We start from the raw sequence: 21,509 nt of genomic DNA, 5'->3' as shown, positions 1-21,509 counted from the left end.
GCCCGCGGCTCCCGGCCCAGGCCGCGCGTGGAGCGCCGCCCGCCCCCAAAATCTTCGTACGCCCCTCGGCCCCGCTCTCGGAACACACTCCGGAGCGGGGCCGAGGCGCGTACGCGCACGCGTTGCGGGGGCGTCATCGGCCCAGGGCGCCCGACCCGCCGAGGAAGGAGTGGCTCCGGCCGATCTCGGCGAAGCCCCGCCGGACGTACCAGTCCCGCGGCCAGTCGGAGGCGTCCGCGAGCAGGAAGAGCTGGGGGATTCCGGCGGAGGCGGCCAGCGCCAGACCGGTGGCGAGAAGGGTGTCGCCGTGGCCCTGGCCGCGGTACGGCTCGGCGGTCACCAGGTCCTCCAGTTGGGCCAGCCCGGCGGCCCGGTCGAGATACAGGTCGGTCCAGGCGGCGACGTGCCCCTCCGGCGTTCTGGCGGCCAGGAAAAGTACCTCCTCGGCACCGCGCAGCCGGGCGGCGCGGCGATCGGTGAGCTGCCGGGCAAGCTCTTCGTCCTGGAACCAGCTCGACTGCTGCCGCAACACCGCGGCCCGTATGTCGTTCAGTGCGGCCGGGCGGGCCGCTGTGCCGGGCAGTGTGCGGCCGGCCGTTCCCCGTGCCAGCACCACGGTGGAGTCCCGGCTGAACCCGGCTGCCGCCAGCGCCGGTGTGGCGTGTTCGCCGAGGCGCCCGTCCAGCACCGTGATCCGGTAATGCTCGCGCGGCCCGAGACATTGGGCCACGGACCCGGACAGTGCCGCAGGATCGGCGTCCGGCACGTCGACGATCAGTTGGTTGTGCTCCTGGGAAAGCGGGAACTCCGGGTCGCGGACGGCGAAGGCGCCCGGCAGTTCGACGGTCTCGGCAGCCTGGCGACGGGCGAAGGCGGCACGGAAGGCAGACACGCGTTCGAGCAGAGGCGGAGGTGGCATCCCGCCATGGTGGCCCGGCGCATGCCGAAGGACAACGAAAGCGCCGTACCGATGGGATGCGGACTGTCCGGCGGAGGCCGGCCCGGAGTGCCCCGGCCCCTGCGAGGACGCACGCGTCCGCCGCGGAAGCGTCCCCCCGCTCGCAGACTCGCCCCCGGCACCGCCCGTACGGGCGTGACGGGGACCGGGCCCGTCTCTGGATGCAGTGCGGCCCGTCCCGGGGCAGACTGCCGGACAAGGCAGGCGGGCCCGCCCGCACCGCGATCCGGCGGGCCGGGCATCGGCCGGAGGAGGCCGCAGTGATACCGAGACGGGTGCGGCCGGTCCTGATGTGCGGCGGGCTCCTGATATGCGGCGGCCTGTGGTGGTGGGCCGTGCTGCGGCTCGTCCTCGTACCGGGACGGGCGGGGACGCTGGAAGGCGCGGTGGTGGCGGGCGGCTGGGGGCTGAGCCTGCTGCCGGTCCACGTGACGGCGGCCGGGACGAGTGGCCGGACGTCCCCGTACGACGAGTCCACGACCGGCCGGCCGTTCCTCCGGTACGCGCGCTGCTGGTGGAGGCGGGGCGTACGGAGCGGGGGACGGCCGGGCACGTGGCTTTGGCGGCTCCGACGGCTCCGACGGCTCCGACGGCTCCGACGAATCCTACGGAGACGGCCCGACCGGTGAGAGCCGCTCGCCGACCGGGGCGGACAGGGACCGGGGGTCAGCGTGGGGTGGGGCCCGACTGGCAGTGGGGGCACCAGTACGTGGGGCGGTCGGCCTGGGTCGCCTTGCGGACGGGGGTGCGGCAGCGCAGACAGGGGCGACCCGCGCGTCCGTAGACGTACACCGGTTCACGGGTGCGGCTGAGGGCCGCGGTCCGGCCGGTGGTGGTGCGGGTGGAGCGGTCGCGGTTCGCGTCCAGCAGCCGCGCGGCGGCGCCCACGAGCCGGGGGAGGAGGGCCGTCGGCAGTTCGCCCACCGGGAGCCAGGGGGTGACGCGGGCGAGGAAGCAGAGCTCGCATTTGTAGACGTTGCCGATCCCGGCCAGATTGCGCTGATCGAGCAGTGCCTCGCCGAGAGGACGGCCCGGGTCGGCCAGCAGGTTCGTCAGAGCCCTGTCGGCGTTCCAGTCGGGACCGAGCAGGTCGGGGCCCAGGTGGCCGACCACCTTCTCCTCGTCCGGGGTACGCAGGAGCTCCAGTACCGGGAGGCGGTAGCCCACCGCGGTGTGGTCGGTGTTGCCGAGAACGGCCCGGATCTCGTACGCCGGACCGCCGCGCCACCGCTCCCCGGGGGCGAAGATCCGCCAGGCGCCGTCCATCCGCAGATGGCTGTGGAGCGTGAGGCCGCCCTCCAGCCGGGTGAGGAGGTGCTTGCCCCTCGGGGTCACGTCGAGGACGGTACGACCGGTCAGATCGGCGGTGGCGAAGCGGGGCACCCGTAGATCGGCGTGGGTGAGCACCCTTCCGGCGAGAGCGGCGTGCAGATGCTTCGCCGTGCGCGCGACGGTGTCTCCTTCGGGCATGTCTCCATCATGCGACAGCGTCGCGCACGGGCGCGGGCGCGGGGCCGCGGGGCGTGGCGGTGCGCGGGGCTCGCGGGGCCGCGGGGCGTGGCGGTGCGCGGGGCTCGCGGGGCCGCGGGGCGTGGCGGTGCGCGGGGCTCGCGGGCGTGGGGCCGCGGGGCGTGTCGGTGCGCGGGGCTCGCGGGCGTGGGCCACCGGGTCAGGCGCGCAGTCGCATTCCCTTCGGGGTGGCCAGGAAGCCCGCCGTCTCCAGCACGCGGCCCACCGGCGAGGTCAGTGAGGACGCGCCGTTGGTGCGCTCCACGGTGACCGTGCCGAGTGAGCCGGCCTTCGCCGCCGCCGCGAGCGCCTCGGCCGCGGCGCGGAGCGCGGGGGCTTCGGGGTCGGAGGGCCAGGCCAGCAGTGACTTGCCGCCGCGCTCCATGTACAGCGTCAGCTCCCCGTCGACCAGGACCACCAGGGCGCCCGCCTTGCGGCCAGGCTTGTGACCGGCGCCGTCCGGGGACTCGGGCCAGGGCAGCGCCGCGCCGTAGGCGTTGGCCGGGTCGGCCGCCGCCAGCACCACGGCGCGCGGCACACCGCCGGGGTCCCGGCGGTCCCGGGCGGTCGACGCCGCACGCAGCCGGTCCACCGCACCGTCCATCGCGAACTGCGCGGCTCCGAGCCCCTCGACGACATAACCACGCCTCGCCTGCCCGTTGTCCTCGAAGGCGGCGAGGATGCGGTACGTCGCCGAGAAGCCGCCCTCCACCCCCTCCGCCTGCACCGCGCCCCGGGTGACCACGCCGTGCCGGTCCAGCAGGGTGCGGGCCAGCGCGTGGGCGCGGTGGGTGGGTTCGGGTTCACTCTGGGGCAGCAGCGCCCACCGGCCGGAGACGGTGGGCGGGCCCGTCCGGGAGGCCGGGCGGGCGGAGGCGGTAAGCGAGCCGTACCTGCCGCGCGGCACCGAACGCCGGGCCCGGTGCGCCGTCGCCCCGGCCGTACGCCCCGAACCGAGGAGCGAGCGCAGCGGCGCCAGCGTGTCGTTGGTGAGCCGCCCCGACCAGGCGAGGTCCCAGAGCGCGTCCGCCAGCTGCGTCTCCGAGGCGGTCGGGTGCGTGGTGGCCCGGACCTGATCGGCGATCTGGCGGAAGAAGAGGCCGTACCCGCCCCGGAGCGCGGTCAGCACCGACTCGTGCAGCGCGGTCAGCTCCAGCGGATGGGGAGGCGGCAGCAGCAGCGGGGCGTTGTCCGCCGGATAGAGGGCGAGCCAGCCGTCCTTGCCGGGGAGGGCGCCGGCCCCGGCCCAGACGACCTCGCCGGTCGTGGTCAGCTCGTCCAGCAGGGCCGGGGTGTACCCGGCGACCCGGCTCGGCAGGATCAGCCGCTCCAGCGCGGAGGCGGGCACCGGTGCGCCCTGCAACTGCTCGACGGCCCGGGCCAGCCCGTCGATGCCCCGCAGCCCGTGGCCGTCCAGGTGCTGCCACTGGGGCAGGAAGGTCGCCAGCGCGGCGGGCGGCACGGGCTCCAGCTCGTGGCGGAGCGCCGCGAGGGAGCGGCGCCGCAGCCGGCGCAGCACGGTGGCGTCGCACCACTCCTGTCCGATGCCCGCCGGATGGAACTCGCCCAGCACGACCCGCCCCGAGGCGGACAGCCGCTGCAGGGCGCCCTCCGTCACCGCCGGGCCGAGCCCGAAGCGCTCGGCCGCCCGCGCCGAGGTGAACGGGCCGTGCGTGCGGGCGTACCGGGCGAGGAGGTCGCCCAGCGGGTCCTTCACCGGCTCGGTGAACGCCTCGGGCACACCGACCGGCAGGGCGGTGCCCAGCGCGTCGCGCAGCCGCCCCGCGTCTTCGACGGCGGCCCAGTGGTCGGCGCCCGCGATCCGGACGCGCAGGGCCCGGCGGGCCGCCTCCAGCTCGGGGGCCCAGGACGGCTCCGCGCCGCGCTCCGCCAGCTCCGCCGGGGTGAGCGGGCCGAGGACCCGCAGCAGGTCCGCGACGCCCTCGACGTCCTTGATCCGCCGCTCCTCGGTCAACCACTGGAGCTCCCGTTCCAGCTCGGTCAGCACGTCGGCGTCGAGCAGCTCGCGCAGCTCCGCCTGACCGAGCAGCTCCGCCAGCAGGTGCGAGTCGAGCGAGAGCGCGGCCGCGCGCCGCTCGGCGAGCGGGGAGTCGCCCTCGTAGAGGAACTGCGCGACGTAACCGAAGAGCAGGGAGCGCGCGAAGGGGGAGGGCTCGGTGGTGGTGACCTCCACGAGCCGGATGCGGCGTGCTTCGAGGTCTCCCATGAGCTCGGTGAGCCCGGGTACGTCGAAGACGTCCTGGAGGCATTCGCGGACCGCTTCCAGGACGATCGGGAACGACCCGAACTCGGAGGCCACCTGGAGCAGCTGGGCGGCGCGCTGACGCTGCTGCCACAGCGGGGTGCGCTTGCCGGGGCTGCGCCGGGGCAGCAACAGCGCCCGCGCCGCGCACTCCCGAAAGCGCGAGGCGAACAGGGCGGAGCCGCCCACCTGATCGGTGACGATGCCCTGGACCTCGCCCTTGTCGAAGACCACGTCTGCGGCGCCCACCGGCGCCTGCCCGCTGTCGTAGGCGGCGTCCGGGAGCATGAGTCCCCGGTCGGTGGCCGCGCCGCTTCCGTCGCTGGAGTCGCCGGAATTTCCGGGCGCGTCGAAGTCGAGCAGGTCGAGGCTCATCAGGTCCGCGTCCGGCAGCCGCAGCACGATGCCGTCGTCGGCGTGCATGACCTGCGCGTCCATGCCGTACCGCTCGGCCAGGCGGGCGGAGAGGGCGAGCGCCCACGGGGCGTGCACCTGCGCGCCGAACGGGGAGTGCACCACGACCCGCCAGTCGCCGAGCTCGTCCCGGAAGCGTTCGACGAGGATCGTCCGGTCGTCCGGGACATGGCCGCAAGCCCGCCGCTGTTCGTCGAGGTAGGAGAGGATGTTGCCGGCCGCCCAGGCGTCCAGACCCGCGGTGAGCAGCCGGAGCCGGGCGTCCTCCTCGGACAGCCCGCCCAGCTCCCGGAGGAACGCGCCCAGCGCGCGGCCCAGCTCCAGCGGGCGCCCCAGCTGGTCGCCCTTCCAGAACGGCAGCCGTCCCGGCACCCCCGGGGCGGGCGAGACCAGCACCCGGTCCCTGGTGATGTCCTCGATCCGCCAGGACGTGGTGCCGAGTGTGAAGACGTCCCCGACCCGGGACTCGTACACCATCTCCTCGTCCAGCTCGCCGACCCGGCCGCCGCCCTTCTTGGGGTCCGACCCGGCGAGGAAGACGCCGAACAGGCCCCGGTCCGGGATCGTGCCGCCGGAGGTGACGGCGAGCCGCTGCGCGCCCGGGCGCCCGGTCACCGTGCCCGCGACCCGGTCCCAGACCACGCGCGGGCGCAGCTCGGCGAAGGCGTCCGAGGGGTAACGGCCCGCCAGCATGTCGAGCACGGCCGTGAACGCCGACTCGGGCAGCGAGGCGAACGGTGCGGCGCGGCGGACCAGGGCCAGCAGGTCGTCCGCCTGCCGGACGTCCAGCGCCACGATGGCCACCAGCTGCTGCGCCAGCACGTCCAGCGGGTTCGACGGGACGCGCAGCGCCTCGATGGCCCCCTCGCGCATCCGCTCGGTGACCACGGCCGCCTGCACGAGGTCGCCCCGGTACTTCGGGAAGACCACGCCCGTCGACACGGCCCCCACCTGATGGCCCGCCCGGCCCACCCGCTGGAGGCCGGAGGCCACCGAGGGCGGGGACTCGACCTGGATCACCAGGTCCACGGCGCCCATGTCGATACCGAGCTCCAGGCTGGAGGTGGCGACGACGGCGGGCAGCCGGCCCGCCTTCAGGTCCTCCTCCACCTGGGCCCGCTGCTCCTTGGAGACCGAGCCGTGGTGGGCGCGGGCCAGCAGCGCCGGAGCGCCCTTCGCCCCGCCCGACTGGGCCATGAGCTCGGCGGGGGAGTGGGCCTCCGGCATGGTCTCGCCGGTCGCGCGTTCGTACGCGATCTCGTTGAGGCGGTTGCAGAGCCGCTCGGCGAGGCGGCGGGAGTTGGCGAAGACGATGGTCGAGCGGTGCGCCTGGACGAGATCGGCGATCCGCTCCTCCACCTGCGGCCAGATCGACGGCTTGTCGCTCTGGGCGTCCCCGCCGTCGGGGGCCGGTGAGCCGCCCAGCTCGCCCAGGTCCTCCACGGGGACGACGACGGAGAGGTCGAACTCCTTGGCCGAGGCGGGCTGCACGATCTCGACCCGGCGTTGCGGCGACAGGAACCGCGCCACTTCGTCGACCGGCCGGACCGTGGCCGACAGCCCGATCCGGCGGGCGGGGCGCGGCAGCAGCTCGTCGAGCCGCTCCAGACTCAGCGCGAGGTGGGCGCCGCGTTTCGTGCCGGCGACGGCGTGCACCTCGTCCAGGATCACCGTCTCCACCCCGGCGAGGGCGTCCCGCGCCGAGGACGTCAGCATCAGGAAGAGCGACTCGGGGGTCGTGATCAGGATGTCCGGCGGCTTCGTCACCATGCTCCGACGCTCGGCCGGAGGCGTGTCACCGGACCGGATGCCCACCCGGACGTCCGGCTCCGGCAGCCCCAGCCGCACGGATTCCTGACGGATGCCGGTCAGCGGTGAGCGGAGGTTGCGCTCCACGTCGACGGCGAGGGCCTTCAGCGGGGAGATGTACAGCACCCGGCAGCGCTTCTTCGCTTCGGCGGGAGGCGGTACGGAGGCGAGCTGGTCGAGGGAGGCCAGGAAGGCCGCCAGGGTCTTGCCGGAGCCGGTCGGCGCGACCACCAGCACGTCCGATCCCTCCGCGATCGCGGACCAGGCGCCCTCCTGCGCGGCCGTGGGCGCGTGGAAGGCACCCGTGAACCAGCTGCGGGTCGCGGGCGAGAACGAATCAAGGGCAGAGCCGACCATGCCCACCATCGTGCACCCGGCCACTGACATCGGCCGGTGAACACGGCGGACCTGCGAGAATGCCGGCATGGCGGCAGGCTCGGAGGGTGCAGGAGCGACGAGGGAGTGGGCGCGGCACTGGCAGTACGCCGCCCTGCCCGGCCTCGACTTGCTCAGGGCCCACTACGTCCGCCACACCTTCCCCCGCCACAGCCACGAGGGGTACGTCCTCGGGGCGGTCGACCGGGGCATGGAGGCCGTCGGACTGCCCGGCGGCACCCTGCACGCCGGGCCCGGCACCGTGGTGATGATCAACCCCGAGGTGCCGCACACCGCCCGTGCCGGGGTCCCGGAGGGCTGGGCGTACGCCACCCTCTACCCGTCCGCCCGGGCCGTGGCCTCCGTGGCTGCCGAGGTCACGAACCTGCGGGGCACGGTCGGCTTCGACACCCCCTGCACGGCCGACCCCGAGGCGGGCCGGCTGATACACGAGGTGCACCGGGCCGCCGAACAGGGCAACGCCCTCGCGGCGGACACCCTGCTGCGGGTCGTGCTCGCCCGTCTGCTCGGCCGCCACGGGGGCCTGCTGCCGCCCGCCCCCACGCTCGACGCCGGTGCCCGCGCGGCGGGCCTGGCCCGGGCCGTTCTGGAGGACCGCCTCACCGCGCCGCCCACGCTGGAGGCGCTCGCGGCGGAAATCGGGGCCACCCCCTTCGCGCTGCTGCGCGCCTTCAAGAAGCGGTACGGAATGCCCCCGCACGCCTGGCTCACCAACGTCCGGGTGCGGCGGGCGCGCGAGCTGCTCGACGCGGGGGTGGCCCCCGCCGAGGCGGCCAACGCGGTGGGCTTCACCGACCAGCCCCATCTGAACCGGCACTTCACCCGGATCGTGGGTGTGCCGCCCGGCGCCTACCAGCGCGAACGCGCAAGAACGTACAAGACCGGGACCCCGCCCCGCCTCTAGATTCGCGGACGTGGCAGAACAGACGACACCCCTCCCCACCGCAGGCCCGGCCGGCGGAACGGCCCCCTCGGGCACACCCGACAGCCCCGGCGCGAGGACGACCGACGCGGCCGTCGTCCGGGACGCGCTCGGCGTCGGCGTGGCTGTCGGGCTCTCCGGATTCGCCTTCGGCGTCACCTCCGCCGGCTCCGGACTCACCCTGCTCCAGACCTGCGCGCTCAGCCTCCTGGTGTTCACCGGCGCCTCGCAGTTCGCCCTGGTCGGGGCCCTCGCTGCGGGCGGCAACCCGTACACGGCGGCGGCCGGGGCCTTCTTCCTCGGTGTCCGCAACGCGTTCTACGGACTCCGCCTCTCCCAGCTGCTCGCCCTGCCCCGCGCCCTGCGCCCGCTCGCCGCGCACTGGGTGATCGACGAGACCACCGCGGTCACCCTGGCCCAGCCCGACCGCCGGGCCGCCCGGCTGGGATTCACGGTCACCGGTGTCTCGCTCTACGTGCTCTGGAACCTCACCACGCTCGCGGGGGCGCTCGGCGCGGAGAGGCTCGGCGACACGGACGCCTGGGGGCTGGACGCCGCCGGACCGGCCGTGTTCCTGGCACTGCTCGCGCCCATGCTCACCAGCACCACGGAACGCGTCACGGCGGCGCTCGCCGTCGTCCTCGCCCTCGGCCTGCTGCCCGTCCTGCCCGCCGGGGTCCCGGTCCTGCTCGCCGGGCTCTCCGCCCCCCTCGTGCTCTTCCTCAAGGGGCGCGCGGGGCGAGGCCCCACGGACGCGGACGCCGCCACCACTCCGGGAGCGGACCGATGAACGTCTGGATCGCCGTCGCGCTCACCGCGGCCGGCTGCTACCTCGCCAAACTCCTCGGGCTCCTGGTGCCCGCCGAGGTCCTGGAACGGCCGCTCGTCCAGCGGCTGGCCGCCCTGCTCCCGGTGGCGCTGCTCGCCGCGCTCACCGCGCAACAGACGTTCGGCGACGGCGTCCGTCTCCTCATCGACGCCCGCGCGGCCGGGCTCACGGCGGCGGCGCTCGCCCTGGTGCTGCGCGCCCCGTTCCTGGTCGTCGTGGCCGCCGCGGTCGTCGTCACCGCCGGGGTGCGGGCCCTCGGGTAGTTGGCCGCCCCGGGCGGTCCTCCGAGACGTGACCCGGTCACCCGGGTCCCGGCCGTGACCCGGTCACCCCAGGTCACGGCCGTGTGCCCGCAGGATCTGGAGGGCTCGCAGGGTGACGAGCGGGCGCCCCTCCAGAGCCGTACCGGGCGCCCACCGGCGCCAGGTGAGAGGCCAGCCGCCGTCCTCCCGCTGCTCGGCCGCGAGGTGGTCCAGGGAGAGGGACAGCTCCTCCTCGGTGAACCATCCGTACGCCAGCGAGGCGGGCGTACGGGCGTAGTCGTACGGGAAGTGGTACTCACCCGGCGCGTATCCGGGCGCCAGGGGGTACTCCTCGCGCCGCCGGGGGTCCAGCACCGCGAGGCGCTGCTCGCGCACCAGCAGGCCCAGCCGCCGGGCCGCGGCGCGCGCCCGCTCACGGTCCGGAGCGTCGTCCAGGAACGCGATCGCCGCTTCGATCTCGTACGGATGCGAGACGGTCAGCGACTCCACGGCCGACCAGCAGAAGTCCGTCGCGCGGAACAGCCACGCGTGCCAGACCCGGTTGCGGTGCAGCAGGCCGACGACCGGCCCGGTGGCCAGCAGCGCGGCGGGCGGATCGTCGACGATCGGGATGAAGGGCGCGGCGGGATATCCGCGCTGGGAGGGGTGGAGCGCGGGCAGCGCCCCCTCCCTGGTGGAGACCGCTGTCAGATAGCGGCAGATCCGGTCCACCCGGGGCCCGTGACAGCGGCCGACGGAGTCCAGGACGCTCAGCGCGTGCGCGGTGTGCAGGGGCTGGCTCACCGGGCCGCGCAGATCGGGTTCGAGGGCGTGGCCGTAACCGCCGTCCTCGTTGAGATAGGCGGCCAGCGCGGTCTCGACCGCGTCCGCGTCCGCGCCGAGAAAGTCGTGGGCGAACCTCCGTTGTTCGAGTACTCGGGCCGTGAGCCAGATGAACTGCTCGGCGCGGGCGAGGGGACGTGCTGCGGTTCCGGGCATGGACCGACCGTAGAGCGGACAGCGCCGGGAGAGGCCTCCGGTGTCGGGAGCGCACCCTCAGGAGCGGGATACTGGGGTCATGCGGTTGACGATTTTCTGGGAGCGGATGGCCGAGCACTTCGGCGCCGGATACGCCGACTCCTTCGCGCGTGACCATGTCATGGCCGAGCTGGGCGGTCTCACGGTCCATCAGGCGCTCGACGCGGGGTGGGAGACGAAGGACGTCTGGCGTGCCGTCTGCACGGCGATGAGCATCCCCGCCGAGCGGCGCTGAGCATCTCCGCCGAGCGGCGCTGAGCATCCCCCCGAGCGGCGCTGAGCATCTCCGCCGAGCGGCGCCGAGTCACCGGGCCTCGGCCTCTCCGGCGGTTCCGGCCGGTCGCGCCTCTTCGGTGGGGAGCGTCGGGGACGCCCGGGGACAGCGGTGTCCCACCCGTAGGCGAGACTGGTGGGCGTGGCCCCGACAGACGAGACCGTGCAGAACCCGCGGCAATCCGCCGTGCCTCCCGTTCCCCCGGCCGTACCGCCGGAGTCCCCGGTGGACGGCGGACCCGCGCGCATGCCCCAGTGGCTGCCGCGGGCCGTGGTCATGGCGCTGGCGCTCTACGCCTGCTTCCGCCTCGGCAGCTGGGCGTTCGACCAGCTCATCGGCCTGCTGGTCAACATCCTCATCGCCTTCTTCCTCGCGCTGGCCATAGAGCCCGCGGTCGGCCGCATGGCCGCACGGGGCATGCGGCGGGGCCTGGCGACCTTCCTCGTCTTCACCGTCGTGTTCATCCTGAGCATCGGGTTCATCGTCCTGCTGGGCTCGATGCTCGCCGGGCAGATCGTGGACATGTTCGACGAGTTCCCGAAGTACCTCGATTCGGTGATCAAGTGGGTCAACCAGACGTTCCACACGGAACTCTCCCGGGTCGACGTCCAGGACAGCCTGCTGCACTCTGACTGGCTCCAGAAGTACGTGCAGAACAGCGCCACCGGGGTGCTCGACGTCTCCACCACCGTGCTCGGGGGCCTGTTCCGGCTGCTGACGATCTTCCTGTTCTCCTTCTACTTCGCCGCCGACGGGCCCCGGCTGCGCCGCGCGCTCTGCTCCGTACTGCCGCCCTCGCGCCAGGCCGAGGTGCTGCGGGCTTGGGAGATCGCGGTCGACAAGACCGGCGGGTACCTCTACTCGCGCGGTCTGATGGCGCTCATCTCCGGCATCGCGCACTACATCCTGCTCGTCGTGCTCGGGGTGCCCTACGCACCGGCGCTGGCCGTCTGGGTCGGCCTGGTCTCCCAGTTCATCCCGACCATCGGCACGTACCTCGCGGGCGCCCTGCCGATGCTGATCGCCTTCACCGTCGACCCCTGGTACGCGCTGTGGGTGCTCGGCTTCGTCGTGATCTACCAGCAGTTCGAGAACTACGTGCTGCAGCCCAAGCTGACGTCGAAGACCGTCGACATCCACCCCGCGGTGGCCTTCGGATCGGTGATCGCCGGTACGGCCCTGCTCGGCGCGGTCGGCGCGCTGATCGCGATCCCGGCGGTGGCCACGCTCCAGGCGTTCCTCGGCGCGTACGTGAAGCGGTACGCGGTGACCGACGATCCCCGGGTGGGCGGCGGCAGCAGCCGCCAGCGCGCGGAACCCGTCTGGTCCCGGGTACGCCGCCTGACGCGGGGGCACGGCCCGCACGGGGACGAACCGCGCGACTCGGGCGGTGCGGACGGCTCCGGCGAGGGCGGCGGTACGGGGCACGGGGGTCCGGGCCGGCGGTAGCCGGGGACATGTGCGGGAGACCGTGACCGGGAAATGTCGGCGGAGGCGGCTGACACGGGCATCGACCGGGCGAGCGAGGCGGAGTTCGCCGAGCGGAACGATCTGGCCGACAGGGTGACCGAAGCCCTGGTGGCGGCCGGGTTTCCCGTGCATCGGGACGTGAACCGGGCACCCGCGGTCGAGCAGGGCACGCTGGTGTTCGTGGACCCCGGGGACGACTCTCGGGGAGGGGTCTTCGTCGAGTGGCCGACCGATCCGTCGCTCGCCCCCGATGTGCTCGGGATCGCGCGGACGAGGGAGTTCTCCTCGCCGGCACTTCGGCACTTCGGTGCAGTGACCCAGCAGATGTACGCGACGTTGGTCGCGATCCTCGGATCCTCGGATCCGCGGGCTTCCGGGCCGGTTGCGCCGATGACGGCATGAGCCCCTACCTGATCCGCGTCGAGGACTGATCGCGAGGCGGGACGGCGTCTATCGGCCGTCGATTTCCCGTGCGCCCGCCTCTGCGGCGGCGCCCTGCGGTACCGGGTGCTCCGGCAGCCGCCAGCCGCCGCCGCGGTCCTCCTTCGACCAGCGGGCGACCAGATCGGGGACGCGCAGCTTGCAGGCCAGCGCGGTGGCGGACCGGAAGGCGTCGATCGCCCGCTGGGTCGTCGGCAGGCCCATGCGCAGGACACGCGGGTTCACCTCGGCCTGGATCTCGTCGACGAAGGGCCGCAGCGCGGTGTCGTAGTTCGCCAGCGCGGTCGGCAGGTCGTCCGGGTGCCGGTTGATCTCACCCGCCAGCACGTAGGCGCCGACCAGACCGCCCGAGACGCCCATGCCGCTGTAGGGGGAGGCGCAGTGCGCGGCGTCGCCGGCCAGTACCACGCGGCCTTCGGACCAGGTGCCGGTGCGTACCTGGAGGATCTCCTGGGAGTAGAAGAAGGGGCTCTCCTCCATGCCCGCGACGAAGCGCTCCGTCTGCCAGCCGGCGTCGCGGAACCTGCCGGCCCAGAACTCCCGCCGGCGCTCGACGGGCTCCCGGTGGACCGCCGAGGCCTCCTCGGACTCCTCCCGCAGCACGAAGTACACCTGCGTCTCGGTCCGGTTGTGGCTGCGGCGCATGATCTGGCGGCCGCCCGGGACCATGTAGGTGTCCCGGACGTTGCTGTCGGAGGCGATGCGGGGGACGAACCAGTAGGCCATGTGGATGCCGACCCGCCAGTACGGGTCGGAGCCCTCCGGGAGGATCGCCCGCCGGATGCGCGAACCCTGCCCGTCCGCGCCGATCAGGAGGTCGAACTCCCCGGTCGATCCGTCGGAGAAGCGCGCGACGACTCCGTGCTCGTCCTGCTCGAAGCCGTCCACGCTCAGGCCGTACACCTGACGCACGTCGTCCTTCGTCGCGTCGGCGAGGATCCGCACCAGGTCGCCGCGCATGATCTCGTACTCGGACGTCAGGGTCTGCCGGCCCCGGCCGGAGGTGTTGGCCATGATCGTCGCCCTCGCCCTCCCCCGGGAGTCCACGAAGGCGACTCCCGGCTCGTCCACGAGCTCGGCGCGGACCGCGTCGAGGAGCCCCATGCGCTCGATCGCCTCGATTCCCTGGCCGCGGAGGTCCACCTGGGCTCCGGTGGCCCGCAGGGCAGGGAAGCGTTCCGCGACGGTCACCCGGTGGCCGCCCCGGGCGAGCCAGTAGGCCAGCGCCTGCCCCGCGATCCCCCCACCGGCGACGAGGACCCGTAGGGGCCGCGCTCCCGATCCCTGCTTCATGGCCGCCACGGTCATGGCCCTACCTCAAAATCTATCGGTGAATGGTTCTTCGCCAGATTCATCTATCGGCGATAGATTGTCAACGTGACGAAGATGAACCGCGAGACCGTCGTCGCCGAGGCGCTCGGTCTGCTCGACGAAGTCGGACTGGACGCCGTCAGCACCCGGCGGCTGGCGAAGCGACTGGGTGTCGAGCAGCCCTCGCTCTACTGGCACTTCCGCACCAAGCGGGAGCTCCTCGACGCCATGGCGTCGGCCGCCATGGCGCCCCATGCGACGGCTCCGCTCCCGGTGGGCGGCGACGACTGGCAGGACTGGTTCCTGGCCAACACCCGCAGCTTCCGGTGTGCCCTGCTGGCACGCCGCGACGGTGCGCGGCTGCACGCCGGCAGCACTCCGGTGGGAGACCTCGACCGGATTCGCCGCAAGATGGACTTCCTCACGGCTTCCGGCGTCCCGGAGCGGGACGCGCAGACGGCGATGCTGGCCGCGAGCCGTTTCACGGTCGGCAGCGTCCTGGAGGAACAGGCGGACGGTGCTCCCGGCGCGGCCGGGGAGCTCCCGGCCGGTGTGCCAGGGATCGGTCACGAGTCGGCCTTCGAGGCCGGGCTCGCCCTCATCCTCGACGGCTTGGCGCGCCGCGTGGGGGAGTAGGGGCGGACTTCGCGTGCGGGGCGGGTCCGGTGGGCGGCGTCGCGGGGGCGGGTGTTCCCGCGACGCCGCTCCATGACTTCGGTCACGGTCCTCAGGCGCCCGGAAGGTCCCGGTGCGCACCCTGGAAGTGGTGACGTTCCGCGGTGCGGGGCCTTCCCGTGCCGGACGCGGGCGGGCGGCGTGGTGCGCTTGACACCAAAATCGAACATCCATTCTCATGGCATCCGGGCCCGGGTCGACCCGGGCCCGGCCGTGGAGTTGTCCACAGGCCGGGAGGACGTCGAGGCCCATTGTCAGTGGCAGGGGTTAGCGTCTTTGACGTGAAGCGATCGACTCAAGCAAATCGGGTGGAACCCATGGCAGGTAACGACCGCGAGAAGGCGCTGGACGCCGCTCTCGCACAAATCGAGCGCCAATTCGGCAAGGGCGCGGTCATGCGCCTCGGCGAGCGGCCGAACGAGCCCATCGAGGTGATCCCCACCGGGTCCACCGCGCTCGACGTGGCCCTCGGCGTCGGCGGTCTGCCGCGCGGCCGTGTGGTGGAGGTGTACGGTCCGGAGTCCTCCGGCAAGACGACCCTGACCCTGCACGCCGTGGCCAACGCGCAGCGGCTCGGCGGCCAGGTGGCGTTCATCGACGCCGAGCACGCGCTCGACCCCGAGTACGCCAAGAAGCTCGGCGTCGACATCGACAACCTGATCCTCTCCCAGCCGGACAACGGCGAGCAGGCGCTGGAAATCGTGGACATGCTGGTCCGCTCCGGTGCGCTCGACCTGATCGTCATCGACTCCGTGGCGGCCCTGGTGCCCCGTGCGGAGATCGAGGGCGAGATGGGTGACTCGCACGTGGGTCTCCAGGCCCGTCTGATGAGCCAGGCGCTCCGCAAGATCACCAGCGCGCTGAACCAGTCCAAGACCACCGCGATCTTCATCAACCAGCTCCGCGAGAAGATCGGCGTGATGTTCGGCTCGCCGGAGACCACGACCGGTGGCCGCGCGCTGAAGTTCTACGCATCGGTCCGTCTGGACATCCGCCGCATCGAGACGCTCAAGGACGGCACCGACGCGGTCGGCAACCGCACCCGCGTCAAGGTCGTCAAGAACAAGGTCGCGCCGCCGTTCAAGCAGGCCGAGTTCGACATCCTCTACGGCCAGGGCATCAGCCGCGAGGGCGGTCTGATCGACATGGGCGTGGAGCACGGCTTCGTCCGCAAGGCCGGCGCCTGGTACACGTACGAGGGCGACCAGCTCGGCCAGGGCAAGGAGAACGCCCGTAACTTCCTCAAGGACAACCCCGATCTCGCCAACGAGATCGAGAAGAAGATCCTGGAGAAGCTCGGTATCGGTGTCCGCCCGGAGAGCACCGACGCTCCGGCAGCCGGTACGGACACGGCGGACGCCGCGACCGCCGGGGCGGCCGACAGCGCCGCGAAGCCGGCGACCACGGCTGCGGCGGCCAAGGCCAAGGCCGCCAAGACCGCCGCGGCGGCCAAGAGCTAGTCCCGTGACACGGCGTACGGAGTGGTCGGAGCCGACCCCCGGATTCGGCGCGGAGCCCCACCCGTGGCAGGCGGGCGGCTTCGCGGACGGACCGGAGAGCGGACCTGAGCCGGACACCGCGGAATCTCGTTCCGGAGCCCGTCGGGGGGCGGGCCCGGGGACGGGATTCGGCGGCGGTGCGGGATTCGGCGAGGGGGCGAGCCGTCGCTCCCGTTCCAGGAGCAGCGGCTCCCCTTCCTCGTCGAGGGCCGAGAAGGGGGAGCCGCGAGACCCGGTCGAGCAGGCGCGGAACATCTGTCTGCGCCTGCTCACCGGGACCCCGCGGACGCGCAAGCAGCTTGCGGACGCGCTGCGCAAGCGGGAGATCCCCGACGAGGCGGCCGAGGAGGTGCTGTCCCGCTTCGAGGACGTGGGCCTGATCGACGACGCGGCGTTCGCGGACTCCTGGGTGGAATCCAGGCACCACGGCCGAGGTCTGGCCCGTCGGGCGCTCGCCCGTGAGCTCCGCACCAAGGGCGTCGACTCCGCGGTGATCGACGAAGCGGTCGGGCAGCTCGACCCCGAGCGGGAAGAGGAGACCGCCCGCGAACTGGTCGAGCGCAAGCTCCGCTCCACGCGAGGGCTCGAACGGGACAAGCGCCTGCGCCGTCTCGCCGGAATGCTCGCCCGCAAGGGATACGGAGAGGGCATGGCCCTGCGCGTGGTGCGCCAGGCGCTGGAGGCCGAGGGGGAAGACACCGAGGGCCTGGACGAGCCGTTCTGATCCGCCCTGAGCGACCGGTGCCGCTCACCCGCCCGATCGTAGAAGGGCCGCCGCCGTGGGCAGGCGGACGGGGGTGGAAGCCGGCCTCTGCGAGGCGATGGTCAGTGGCCGGCCTGCGAGGCCCGCCGGATGGTGGCGTCGATCAGGGCGAGAGCGTCGGCGGCGGTGCGGCCGGGGGCCCGGTTCCAGGGGCCGATCAGATCGGTCCAGCCCTGCGAGCGCAGCTCGGTGATCATCCACGCCCCGGCCCGGTCAACGGTCTCGGCGGAGCCGTGACCTAGCCGGTGCGCCGTGAGCATCGCCCCGCACACGCAGCGGGCGCCGCGGGCGTTGCGCAGCCGGTACGGCGTGTTCTGCCAGCCCCACTCCGTCAGGATCTGCCGCGCGTACGCCAGGTGAACCGAGGGGCGTACATCGCTCCGGCCGATACGGCGCCAGGAGTGAAGCCGGTCCGGCAGCATCGCGCCGAGCCGTCCGGGGAGGCGCCGCTCGACGGGCGAAGCGGCGGGCAGGGCGCGCAAGGAGTCCGCGACGAGTTGGTCGACGGGCACGGAGAGCAGCCCGCGCCAGTGTTCGGGCGAGCGCGTCGGCAGCTCTGCGGTGGTGCTGATCCCGGTGGGGTCGGTGGGGGAGGCGTCGGTGGGCCGGAGCCGTACGGGCTCGGGGGCCGAGCGGTCCCAGCCGGCCACGATCCGCTGCCAGGTCTCCGAATCGTGCAGGCGGGATGCTTGGAGATCGAGTTCGTCCGGGGTGAGGACGGGGGAGTCCAGGGAGTCCATGTCCATCAGCGCGCCATCTCCGTACACATCGGCCTCGTGGTGCATGAGGCGAATGTCCGGCCTGCGCGGGGACCGCTCCACCGGGGAGCGGCCGTTCGGGTAGCTCCGGGAACGGCGTGCCTGCGAACGGGGGCCTGCACGGAGCGGACCGTGGCGGACCGTGATGCGGACCGAGCGTGGTGCGAGCCGACGAGGTGCGAGCCGACGTGGTGCGAGCCGACGTGGTGCGAGCCGACGTGGTGCGAGCCGACGAGGTGCGCTGCGGCCGGAGCGGACTGCCGCTCTCAGGCGGACGGGTCCACGTTCCAGACCGCGGGCAGCTCGCCGCCGCAGAAGACACAGACGAAGTGGTCTTCGCGGACGATGTTGTGCTCCTGGCAGCCGGGGCAGCGGCGGAACACCACCTCGTGGGTGAAACCGTCCGGCCGGGCGAGCCCCGCGCGGTCCAGGGCCCGTGCGACGGCGGGCCAGGAGCTGACGTCGGGGCAGTAGCCGGTCGACTGGTTGCTGATTTCGTCCACTGTCCACGCGTCCGCATGACGGGTGAAGCCGATCTCGCCCGCGCCGAGCACGGCCTCCCCGTCGGCGCAGGCCACGTGTTCGCTGCGGCGTGGGGCCAGTCGCAGCGTGCCGTCGCCGCGGACGACGAAGGTGAACGGCTCCCGCAGCTCCGACGCCTGACACCGGGCTGCCCAGTGGTCGAAATCGACGGCCGAGGCGATCGGGCAGCCGGAGCCGGGGGACGGGCCGCCGCCCGGCGGTACGCCTCCGGCCGTTCCGCCGCCGGCCCGGACCGCTGCCAGCAGTCCGGGCGGTCCCACGTAGCGGTAGCTCCGTACGGATGCGTTCACCATGAGGCCGGCACGCCATGAGGCCGTGACACCGCGAGGCCGTGACACCGCGAGGGCGTCATGAAGAGGAGGCCGCCACCGGAAGCCCCGCAGCCCGCCATGCCTGGAAGCCGCCGACCAGGTCGGTGGCCCGGGTCAGGCCCAGCCCGTGGAGAGAGGCCACCGCGAGACTGGAGGCGTACCCCTCGTTGCAGACGATCACGATCCGGAGGTCGTGGCTCACCGCTTGCTCCGCGCGGTGACTGCCCCACGGATCGAGCCGCCACTCCAGTTCGTTGCGTTCCACGACCAGCGCGCCGGGGATCAGGCCGTCGCGCTCGCGCAGGGCGGCGTAACGGATGTCGACCAGCAGGGCGCCCTCCGCAGCCTCCGCGGCGGCCCTTTCCGGGCCGATCCGCTCGTAGTTCTGCCTTACCCGTTCGAGGAACTCGTCGATTCCGACCGGGTCGGCCGGACCGGAGGCGGAATCGACGAGCGCCGGGCGGGTGGTGGGGTGCTCGCTCACTGCCAGTCCTCCGGAACCTCGGTCTGCTCCAGCCGGAGCACCGCTCCCGTACGGCTGTAGCGGCGGATGCGGGGCAGCGGCGGGTAATAGGCGTGCACGGAGACCGCGTGCTCGGAGGTGGACTCGTTCAGCACCTCGTGCACGTGGTGGCGGCCGAACGCGCGCCCCTGACCTGCTGTCAACTCGCGGCTCCGGTCGATGCCCTCGGTCAGTTCCAGCGTCTTCCATCCGTCGGTGGGCAGCCGGGCGGCCAGCGAGTGCTCCTTCAGCGCCCCGGAAGCGGTGAGGAACGCGCCGACCGAATCCGCGTGGTCGTGCCAGCCGGTGCCGGTGCCCGGTGGCCAGCCGATCAGCCAGGCCTCGCTGCCCGCGGGGCCGTCCAGCCGCACCCAGGTGCGGCCCTCGGGATCGAGCGGCAGGGAGGCGATCAACTCGGCGTCGGCCGCGGTCCGGCGGGCGAAATCGAGCAGCTCCGCCACGGTCGGAGCGGACTGGGCGGTCGGAGCGGACGGGGCCGACGGCACCGCCGCGGTGGGTGCGGTCCGGGTGGGCACGCCGTCGGCGGCGTCGGGGGCGGGAGACACGAGCGGCACGAGGGATGCCGCGGGCACGGAAGAAGCGGGGAGCACAGACACGATGACCGTCCTGAGAGTTCGCGTGAAGGCGCGCGCCGGTGCGGAGGCAGCACGGCGCGGCGGGGAAGGCGAGTCAGCAGGAAGGGCGACACACGCAGCCCGCGTAGCGGACGAGGTCCATGTGGACCCTCCGCCACAGGCGTACGCAGGTGTCGTCGGTCATGTTCTGGAGTACACCACGCGGGTCCACGCGGGTCAATTGAGTGTGGCGGCCCTCTCGGGGCGCGCGGAAGCGCGCGGGGTCGAGTCCTCGTCCGCGTGGGAAGCGCCGGGCGCACCGCCCCGCGCCGCGTCCGCCGCGGCGAAGAGCTCCGCCGGCCGCACCCCGGCGAACGCGGCCACCAGATGTCCGTCCGGCCTGATCAGCAGCACCGTATGGGCCGCCGCCCCCGGATAGCTCTCCGTGACGAGGAGTTCGCTCTCCACCGGGAGGGCGTGCACGGCTTCCGCGAGACGGGGCATCACGCCCGCCCCCATCCAGTGCCGCCGGTCCCAGACGCCTGTGCCCGGGGCGACCAGGAGGACCAGGAACCGGCCGCGCCCCAAACGGGCCCGCAGCCGTACGGATGTTCCGTCCGGAGCGGTCGCCCACGCCTCGGTGACCGGCGCACCGGGGGGCGTACCGATCGCGATGTGCGCCTGGGCGTGCTGTGGTGCGAGGGGGGAGTGCGCGTACGAAGGGGGCGCGCCGAGCGGGCCGTGGCCGAGATGTGCGTCGAAGAACAGTGTGTCGTGCCCGCGCGCGCCGCCCGCCACCAGGGTCCGCAGGCCCCCGCCGCCGCGCAGTATCGGCAGCGACTGGTCGGCGGCGCGCAGCCGGGCGGCCACGGCGGTCCGGCGCTCGGCCTGGTAGCTGTCGAGCAGCAGTTCGGATGCCCCGTGGTGCCAGGCGTGGGCCACCTTCCACGCGAGGTTCTCGGCGTCCCGCAGGCCCTCGTCCACGCCCTGGGTGCCCAGCGCGCCCAGCAGATGGGCGGCGTCCCCGGCGAGGAACGCCCGCTTCACCCGCCAGCGCAGGGCGAGCCGGTGGTGGACCGTGTGGACGCCGGTGTCCAGCAGTTCGTACGGCGGGGTCTCCCCGCACCAGCCGGCCAGCGTCTCCCGGATGCGAGTGACCAGCGCTTCGGGTGTGACCAGTTCACCGCCCGGCGGAAGCAGCCAGTCGAGCCGCCAGACCCCGCCCGGCAGCGGACGGGCCGTCACCTCGGTGCCGACGGCGCGCCACGGCGGCTGACGGTGCAGCACGGCCTCGCCCGGCCAGGGGAGTTCCACCCGCAGGGCGGCGACGGCGTGGCGCTCCACGGCGGTCCGGCCCGGGAACCTGATGTCCAGGAGTTTGCGCACGGTGGAGCGGGCTCCGTCGCATCCGACCAGGTGACTTCCGCGCCACCAGGTCGCGTCGGGGCCCTTGGTATGCACGGTGACCCCCGACGCGTCCTGCTCCAGGGTGTCGATCCGGCTGAGCGGCACGAGCCTGATCAGATCGTGCGCGGCCACGGCGGCCCGCAGGCCCCGGGTGAGCGCGTGCTGCGGCAGATGGACGGGCGCGGGCGGCGATCCGCTTCCCGTGCCCTCATCGAGCCGCACCTCACGTACCAGTTGGTTCCGGCGGAGCGAGCGCCAGCCGGACCAGCTCAGCGACGCGCGGTCCGGAGTGGCGCAGCCGAGCCGCATGACCAGTCCCGCGGTGTCCTCGCGCAGCACCACCGTGCGGGCGGGGCGCGGCTCGTCCTTGCCGAGCCCCTCGTCGAGGAGCACGGAGGGAACGCCGTGCGCCGCCAGAGCGAGGGCGAGCGTCAGACCGACGGGTCCGGCGCCGACGACGATCACCGGGTCCACGGTGCGCACCCTCCGGCTCGAACGGTCATGCGGAACCTGGCAGTCGAGGCGGTCGGAGTCCGGTGCGTGATCACAGAACGTATGCAACCCACTGGGGATGCCCGCGTCAAGCGAGCGAGGCAGCGG

General features: G+C 73.5%; 21 protein-coding genes. 10 read left to right on the top strand and 11 right to left on the bottom strand.

Translation table 11 applies throughout. From position 1 onward, the window contains the following. Positions 1 to 133: 133 nt before the first annotated feature. Positions 134 to 892: a GNAT family N-acetyltransferase gene (locus tag ACFWEP_RS15400; protein WP_387370368.1), complete on the bottom strand. Its 759-nt coding sequence runs from the start codon at positions 890 to 892 to the stop codon at positions 134 to 136. Positions 893 to 1,248: 356 nt separating this feature from the next. Here ACFWEP_RS15400 and ACFWEP_RS15395 point away from each other — a divergent pair, with 356 nt between their 5' ends. Next, the gene (locus ACFWEP_RS15395) at positions 1,249 to 1,587 is read left to right on the top strand and encodes a hypothetical protein (protein WP_387370379.1); all 339 of its coding nucleotides are present in this window, start codon (positions 1,249 to 1,251) and stop codon (positions 1,585 to 1,587) included. A 37-nt stretch (positions 1,588 to 1,624) separates the two neighbouring features. Here ACFWEP_RS15395 and ACFWEP_RS15390 read toward each other — a convergent pair whose 3' ends face one another. Both ACFWEP_RS15390 and ACFWEP_RS15385 read right to left on the bottom strand, forming a co-directional pair. After that, the gene (locus ACFWEP_RS15390; protein ID WP_387370365.1) at positions 1,625 to 2,428 is read right to left on the bottom strand and encodes an Fpg/Nei family DNA glycosylase; all 804 of its coding nucleotides are present in this window, start codon (positions 2,426 to 2,428) and stop codon (positions 1,625 to 1,627) included. Between the two features lie 199 nt (positions 2,429 to 2,627). After that, on the bottom strand, positions 2,628 to 7,310 hold the full coding sequence (locus tag ACFWEP_RS15385) for a DEAD/DEAH box helicase (protein WP_387370362.1): 4,683 nt from the start codon (positions 7,308 to 7,310) through the stop codon (positions 2,628 to 2,630). A gap of 67 nt (positions 7,311 to 7,377) precedes the next feature. Here ACFWEP_RS15385 and ACFWEP_RS15380 point away from each other — a divergent pair, with 67 nt between their 5' ends. The 3 genes from ACFWEP_RS15380 to ACFWEP_RS15370 are packed head-to-tail and all read left to right on the top strand — an operon-like array spanning position 7,378 to position 9,363. Next, complete coding sequence (locus ACFWEP_RS15380; RefSeq protein ID WP_387370359.1) at positions 7,378 to 8,253, top strand: AraC family transcriptional regulator; 876 nt, start codon at positions 7,378 to 7,380, stop codon at positions 8,251 to 8,253. A gap of 10 nt (positions 8,254 to 8,263) precedes the next feature. Then, complete coding sequence (locus ACFWEP_RS15375) at positions 8,264 to 9,061, top strand: AzlC family ABC transporter permease (RefSeq protein WP_387370356.1); 798 nt, start codon at positions 8,264 to 8,266, stop codon at positions 9,059 to 9,061. Then, complete coding sequence (locus ACFWEP_RS15370; protein ID WP_387370354.1) at positions 9,058 to 9,363, top strand: AzlD domain-containing protein; 306 nt, start codon at positions 9,058 to 9,060, stop codon at positions 9,361 to 9,363. The genes ACFWEP_RS15375 and ACFWEP_RS15370 overlap by 4 nt, the downstream gene beginning before the upstream one ends. A gap of 63 nt (positions 9,364 to 9,426) precedes the next feature. On the opposite strand, the gene ACFWEP_RS15365 is transcribed toward ACFWEP_RS15370, so the two are convergent. Next, positions 9,427 to 10,341 carry a hypothetical protein gene (locus ACFWEP_RS15365; protein WP_387370351.1) on the bottom strand — a complete coding sequence of 305 codons (915 nt, stop codon included), beginning with the start codon at positions 10,339 to 10,341 and terminating at the stop codon, positions 9,427 to 9,429. Between the two features lie 79 nt (positions 10,342 to 10,420). Between ACFWEP_RS15365 and ACFWEP_RS15360 the strand changes: the two genes are divergently transcribed. The 3 genes from ACFWEP_RS15360 (at position 10,421) to ACFWEP_RS15350 (ending at position 12,526) form a co-directional block, all read left to right on the top strand. Next, positions 10,421 to 10,615, top strand: a complete 195-nt coding sequence (locus ACFWEP_RS15360; RefSeq protein WP_328719049.1) for a DUF3046 domain-containing protein — start codon at positions 10,421 to 10,423, stop codon at positions 10,613 to 10,615. A 285-nt stretch (positions 10,616 to 10,900) separates the two neighbouring features. Next, positions 10,901 to 12,103 (top strand): AI-2E family transporter, encoded by a 1,203-nt coding sequence (locus ACFWEP_RS15355; protein ID WP_387370377.1) that lies wholly within the window; start codon positions 10,901 to 10,903, stop codon positions 12,101 to 12,103. Positions 12,104 to 12,136: 33 nt separating this feature from the next. Beyond that, positions 12,137 to 12,526 carry a hypothetical protein gene (locus ACFWEP_RS15350; protein WP_387370347.1) on the top strand — a complete coding sequence of 130 codons (390 nt, stop codon included), beginning with the start codon at positions 12,137 to 12,139 and terminating at the stop codon, positions 12,524 to 12,526. 48 nt (positions 12,527 to 12,574) lie between these two features. Here the strand turns inward: ACFWEP_RS15350 and ACFWEP_RS15345 are convergent, their stop codons facing one another. Further along, positions 12,575 to 13,873, bottom strand: a complete 1,299-nt coding sequence (locus tag ACFWEP_RS15345; RefSeq protein WP_387370344.1) for an FAD-dependent monooxygenase — start codon at positions 13,871 to 13,873, stop codon at positions 12,575 to 12,577. Between the two features lie 78 nt (positions 13,874 to 13,951). Between ACFWEP_RS15345 and ACFWEP_RS15340 the strand changes: the two genes are divergently transcribed. The 3 genes from ACFWEP_RS15340 (at position 13,952) to recX (ending at position 16,774) form a co-directional block, all read left to right on the top strand. After that, positions 13,952 to 14,512 (top strand): TetR/AcrR family transcriptional regulator C-terminal domain-containing protein, encoded by a 561-nt coding sequence (locus ACFWEP_RS15340; protein WP_387370374.1) that lies wholly within the window; start codon positions 13,952 to 13,954, stop codon positions 14,510 to 14,512. Positions 14,513 to 14,868: 356 nt separating this feature from the next. Beyond that, positions 14,869 to 16,011, top strand: coding sequence for a recombinase RecA (gene recA, locus ACFWEP_RS15335; RefSeq protein WP_387370341.1), 1,143 nt, complete (start codon positions 14,869 to 14,871; stop codon positions 16,009 to 16,011). Between the two features lie 4 nt (positions 16,012 to 16,015). After that, positions 16,016 to 16,774, top strand: a complete 759-nt coding sequence (gene recX / locus ACFWEP_RS15330) for a recombination regulator RecX (protein WP_387370339.1) — start codon at positions 16,016 to 16,018, stop codon at positions 16,772 to 16,774. A gap of 101 nt (positions 16,775 to 16,875) precedes the next feature. Here recX and ACFWEP_RS15325 read toward each other — a convergent pair whose 3' ends face one another. From ACFWEP_RS15325 to ACFWEP_RS15300, 6 genes are all read right to left on the bottom strand, one after another. Next, positions 16,876 to 17,598 (bottom strand): hypothetical protein, encoded by a 723-nt coding sequence (locus tag ACFWEP_RS15325; RefSeq protein ID WP_387370336.1) that lies wholly within the window; start codon positions 17,596 to 17,598, stop codon positions 16,876 to 16,878. A gap of 239 nt (positions 17,599 to 17,837) precedes the next feature. Further along, a complete protein-coding gene (locus tag ACFWEP_RS15320) occupies positions 17,838 to 18,407 on the bottom strand; it encodes a hypothetical protein (protein ID WP_387370333.1) in 570 nt (189 codons plus the stop codon). Between the two features lie 55 nt (positions 18,408 to 18,462). After that, positions 18,463 to 18,909 carry a rhodanese-like domain-containing protein gene (locus tag ACFWEP_RS15315; RefSeq protein WP_387370330.1) on the bottom strand — a complete coding sequence of 149 codons (447 nt, stop codon included), beginning with the start codon at positions 18,907 to 18,909 and terminating at the stop codon, positions 18,463 to 18,465. Next, positions 18,906 to 19,433, bottom strand: a complete 528-nt coding sequence (locus ACFWEP_RS15310; protein ID WP_387370371.1) for a cysteine dioxygenase — start codon at positions 19,431 to 19,433, stop codon at positions 18,906 to 18,908. Before ACFWEP_RS15310 ends, ACFWEP_RS15315 begins: the two co-directional genes overlap by 4 nt. Before the next feature lie 184 nt (positions 19,434 to 19,617). Then, the gene (locus ACFWEP_RS15305; RefSeq protein WP_328719044.1) at positions 19,618 to 19,707 is read right to left on the bottom strand and encodes a putative leader peptide; all 90 of its coding nucleotides are present in this window, start codon (positions 19,705 to 19,707) and stop codon (positions 19,618 to 19,620) included. Positions 19,708 to 19,739: 32 nt separating this feature from the next. Next, the gene (locus ACFWEP_RS15300; protein WP_387370327.1) at positions 19,740 to 21,383 is read right to left on the bottom strand and encodes an FAD-dependent monooxygenase; all 1,644 of its coding nucleotides are present in this window, start codon (positions 21,381 to 21,383) and stop codon (positions 19,740 to 19,742) included. Positions 21,384 to 21,509 lie beyond the last annotated feature (126 nt).

This window comes from Streptomyces sp. NPDC060198 (assembly GCF_042728415.1).
GTDB lineage: Bacteria > Actinomycetota > Actinomycetes > Streptomycetales > Streptomycetaceae > Streptomyces.
The sequence above is the reverse complement of the archived record's forward strand: the minus strand, read 5'-3'. Positions and strand labels throughout refer to the sequence as shown.

What these genes read in the sequence shown, in the direction of transcription:
- ACFWEP_RS15365 (WP_387370351.1), bottom strand. Translation starts at nt 10,341, where the DNA reads ATGCCCGGAACCGCAGCACGTCCCCTCGCCCGCGCCGAGCAGTTCATC.
- ACFWEP_RS15385 (WP_387370362.1), bottom strand. Translation starts at nt 7,310, where the DNA reads ATGGTCGGCTCTGCCCTTGATTCGTTCTCGCCCGCGACCCGCAGCTGG.
- ACFWEP_RS15325 (WP_387370336.1), bottom strand. Translation starts at nt 17,598, where the DNA reads ATGCACCACGAGGCCGATGTGTACGGAGATGGCGCGCTGATGGACATG.
- ACFWEP_RS15345 (WP_387370344.1), bottom strand. Translation starts at nt 13,873, where the DNA reads ATGACCGTGGCGGCCATGAAGCAGGGATCGGGAGCGCGGCCCCTACGG.
- recA (WP_387370341.1), top strand. Translation starts at nt 14,869, where the DNA reads ATGGCAGGTAACGACCGCGAGAAGGCGCTGGACGCCGCTCTCGCACAA.
- ACFWEP_RS15350 (WP_387370347.1), top strand. Translation starts at nt 12,137, where the DNA reads ATGTCGGCGGAGGCGGCTGACACGGGCATCGACCGGGCGAGCGAGGCG.
- ACFWEP_RS15360 (WP_328719049.1), top strand. Translation starts at nt 10,421, where the DNA reads ATGCGGTTGACGATTTTCTGGGAGCGGATGGCCGAGCACTTCGGCGCC.
- ACFWEP_RS15370 (WP_387370354.1), top strand. Translation starts at nt 9,058, where the DNA reads ATGAACGTCTGGATCGCCGTCGCGCTCACCGCGGCCGGCTGCTACCTC.
- ACFWEP_RS15390 (WP_387370365.1), bottom strand. Translation starts at nt 2,428, where the DNA reads ATGCCCGAAGGAGACACCGTCGCGCGCACGGCGAAGCATCTGCACGCC.
- ACFWEP_RS15380 (WP_387370359.1), top strand. Translation starts at nt 7,378, where the DNA reads ATGGCGGCAGGCTCGGAGGGTGCAGGAGCGACGAGGGAGTGGGCGCGG.
- ACFWEP_RS15355 (WP_387370377.1), top strand. Translation starts at nt 10,901, where the DNA reads ATGCCCCAGTGGCTGCCGCGGGCCGTGGTCATGGCGCTGGCGCTCTAC.
- ACFWEP_RS15320 (WP_387370333.1), bottom strand. Translation starts at nt 18,407, where the DNA reads ATGGTGAACGCATCCGTACGGAGCTACCGCTACGTGGGACCGCCCGGA.
- ACFWEP_RS15305 (WP_328719044.1), bottom strand. Translation starts at nt 19,707, where the DNA reads ATGACCGACGACACCTGCGTACGCCTGTGGCGGAGGGTCCACATGGAC.
- ACFWEP_RS15340 (WP_387370374.1), top strand. Translation starts at nt 13,952, where the DNA reads ATGAACCGCGAGACCGTCGTCGCCGAGGCGCTCGGTCTGCTCGACGAA.
- ACFWEP_RS15395 (WP_387370379.1), top strand. Translation starts at nt 1,249, where the DNA reads ATGTGCGGCGGGCTCCTGATATGCGGCGGCCTGTGGTGGTGGGCCGTG.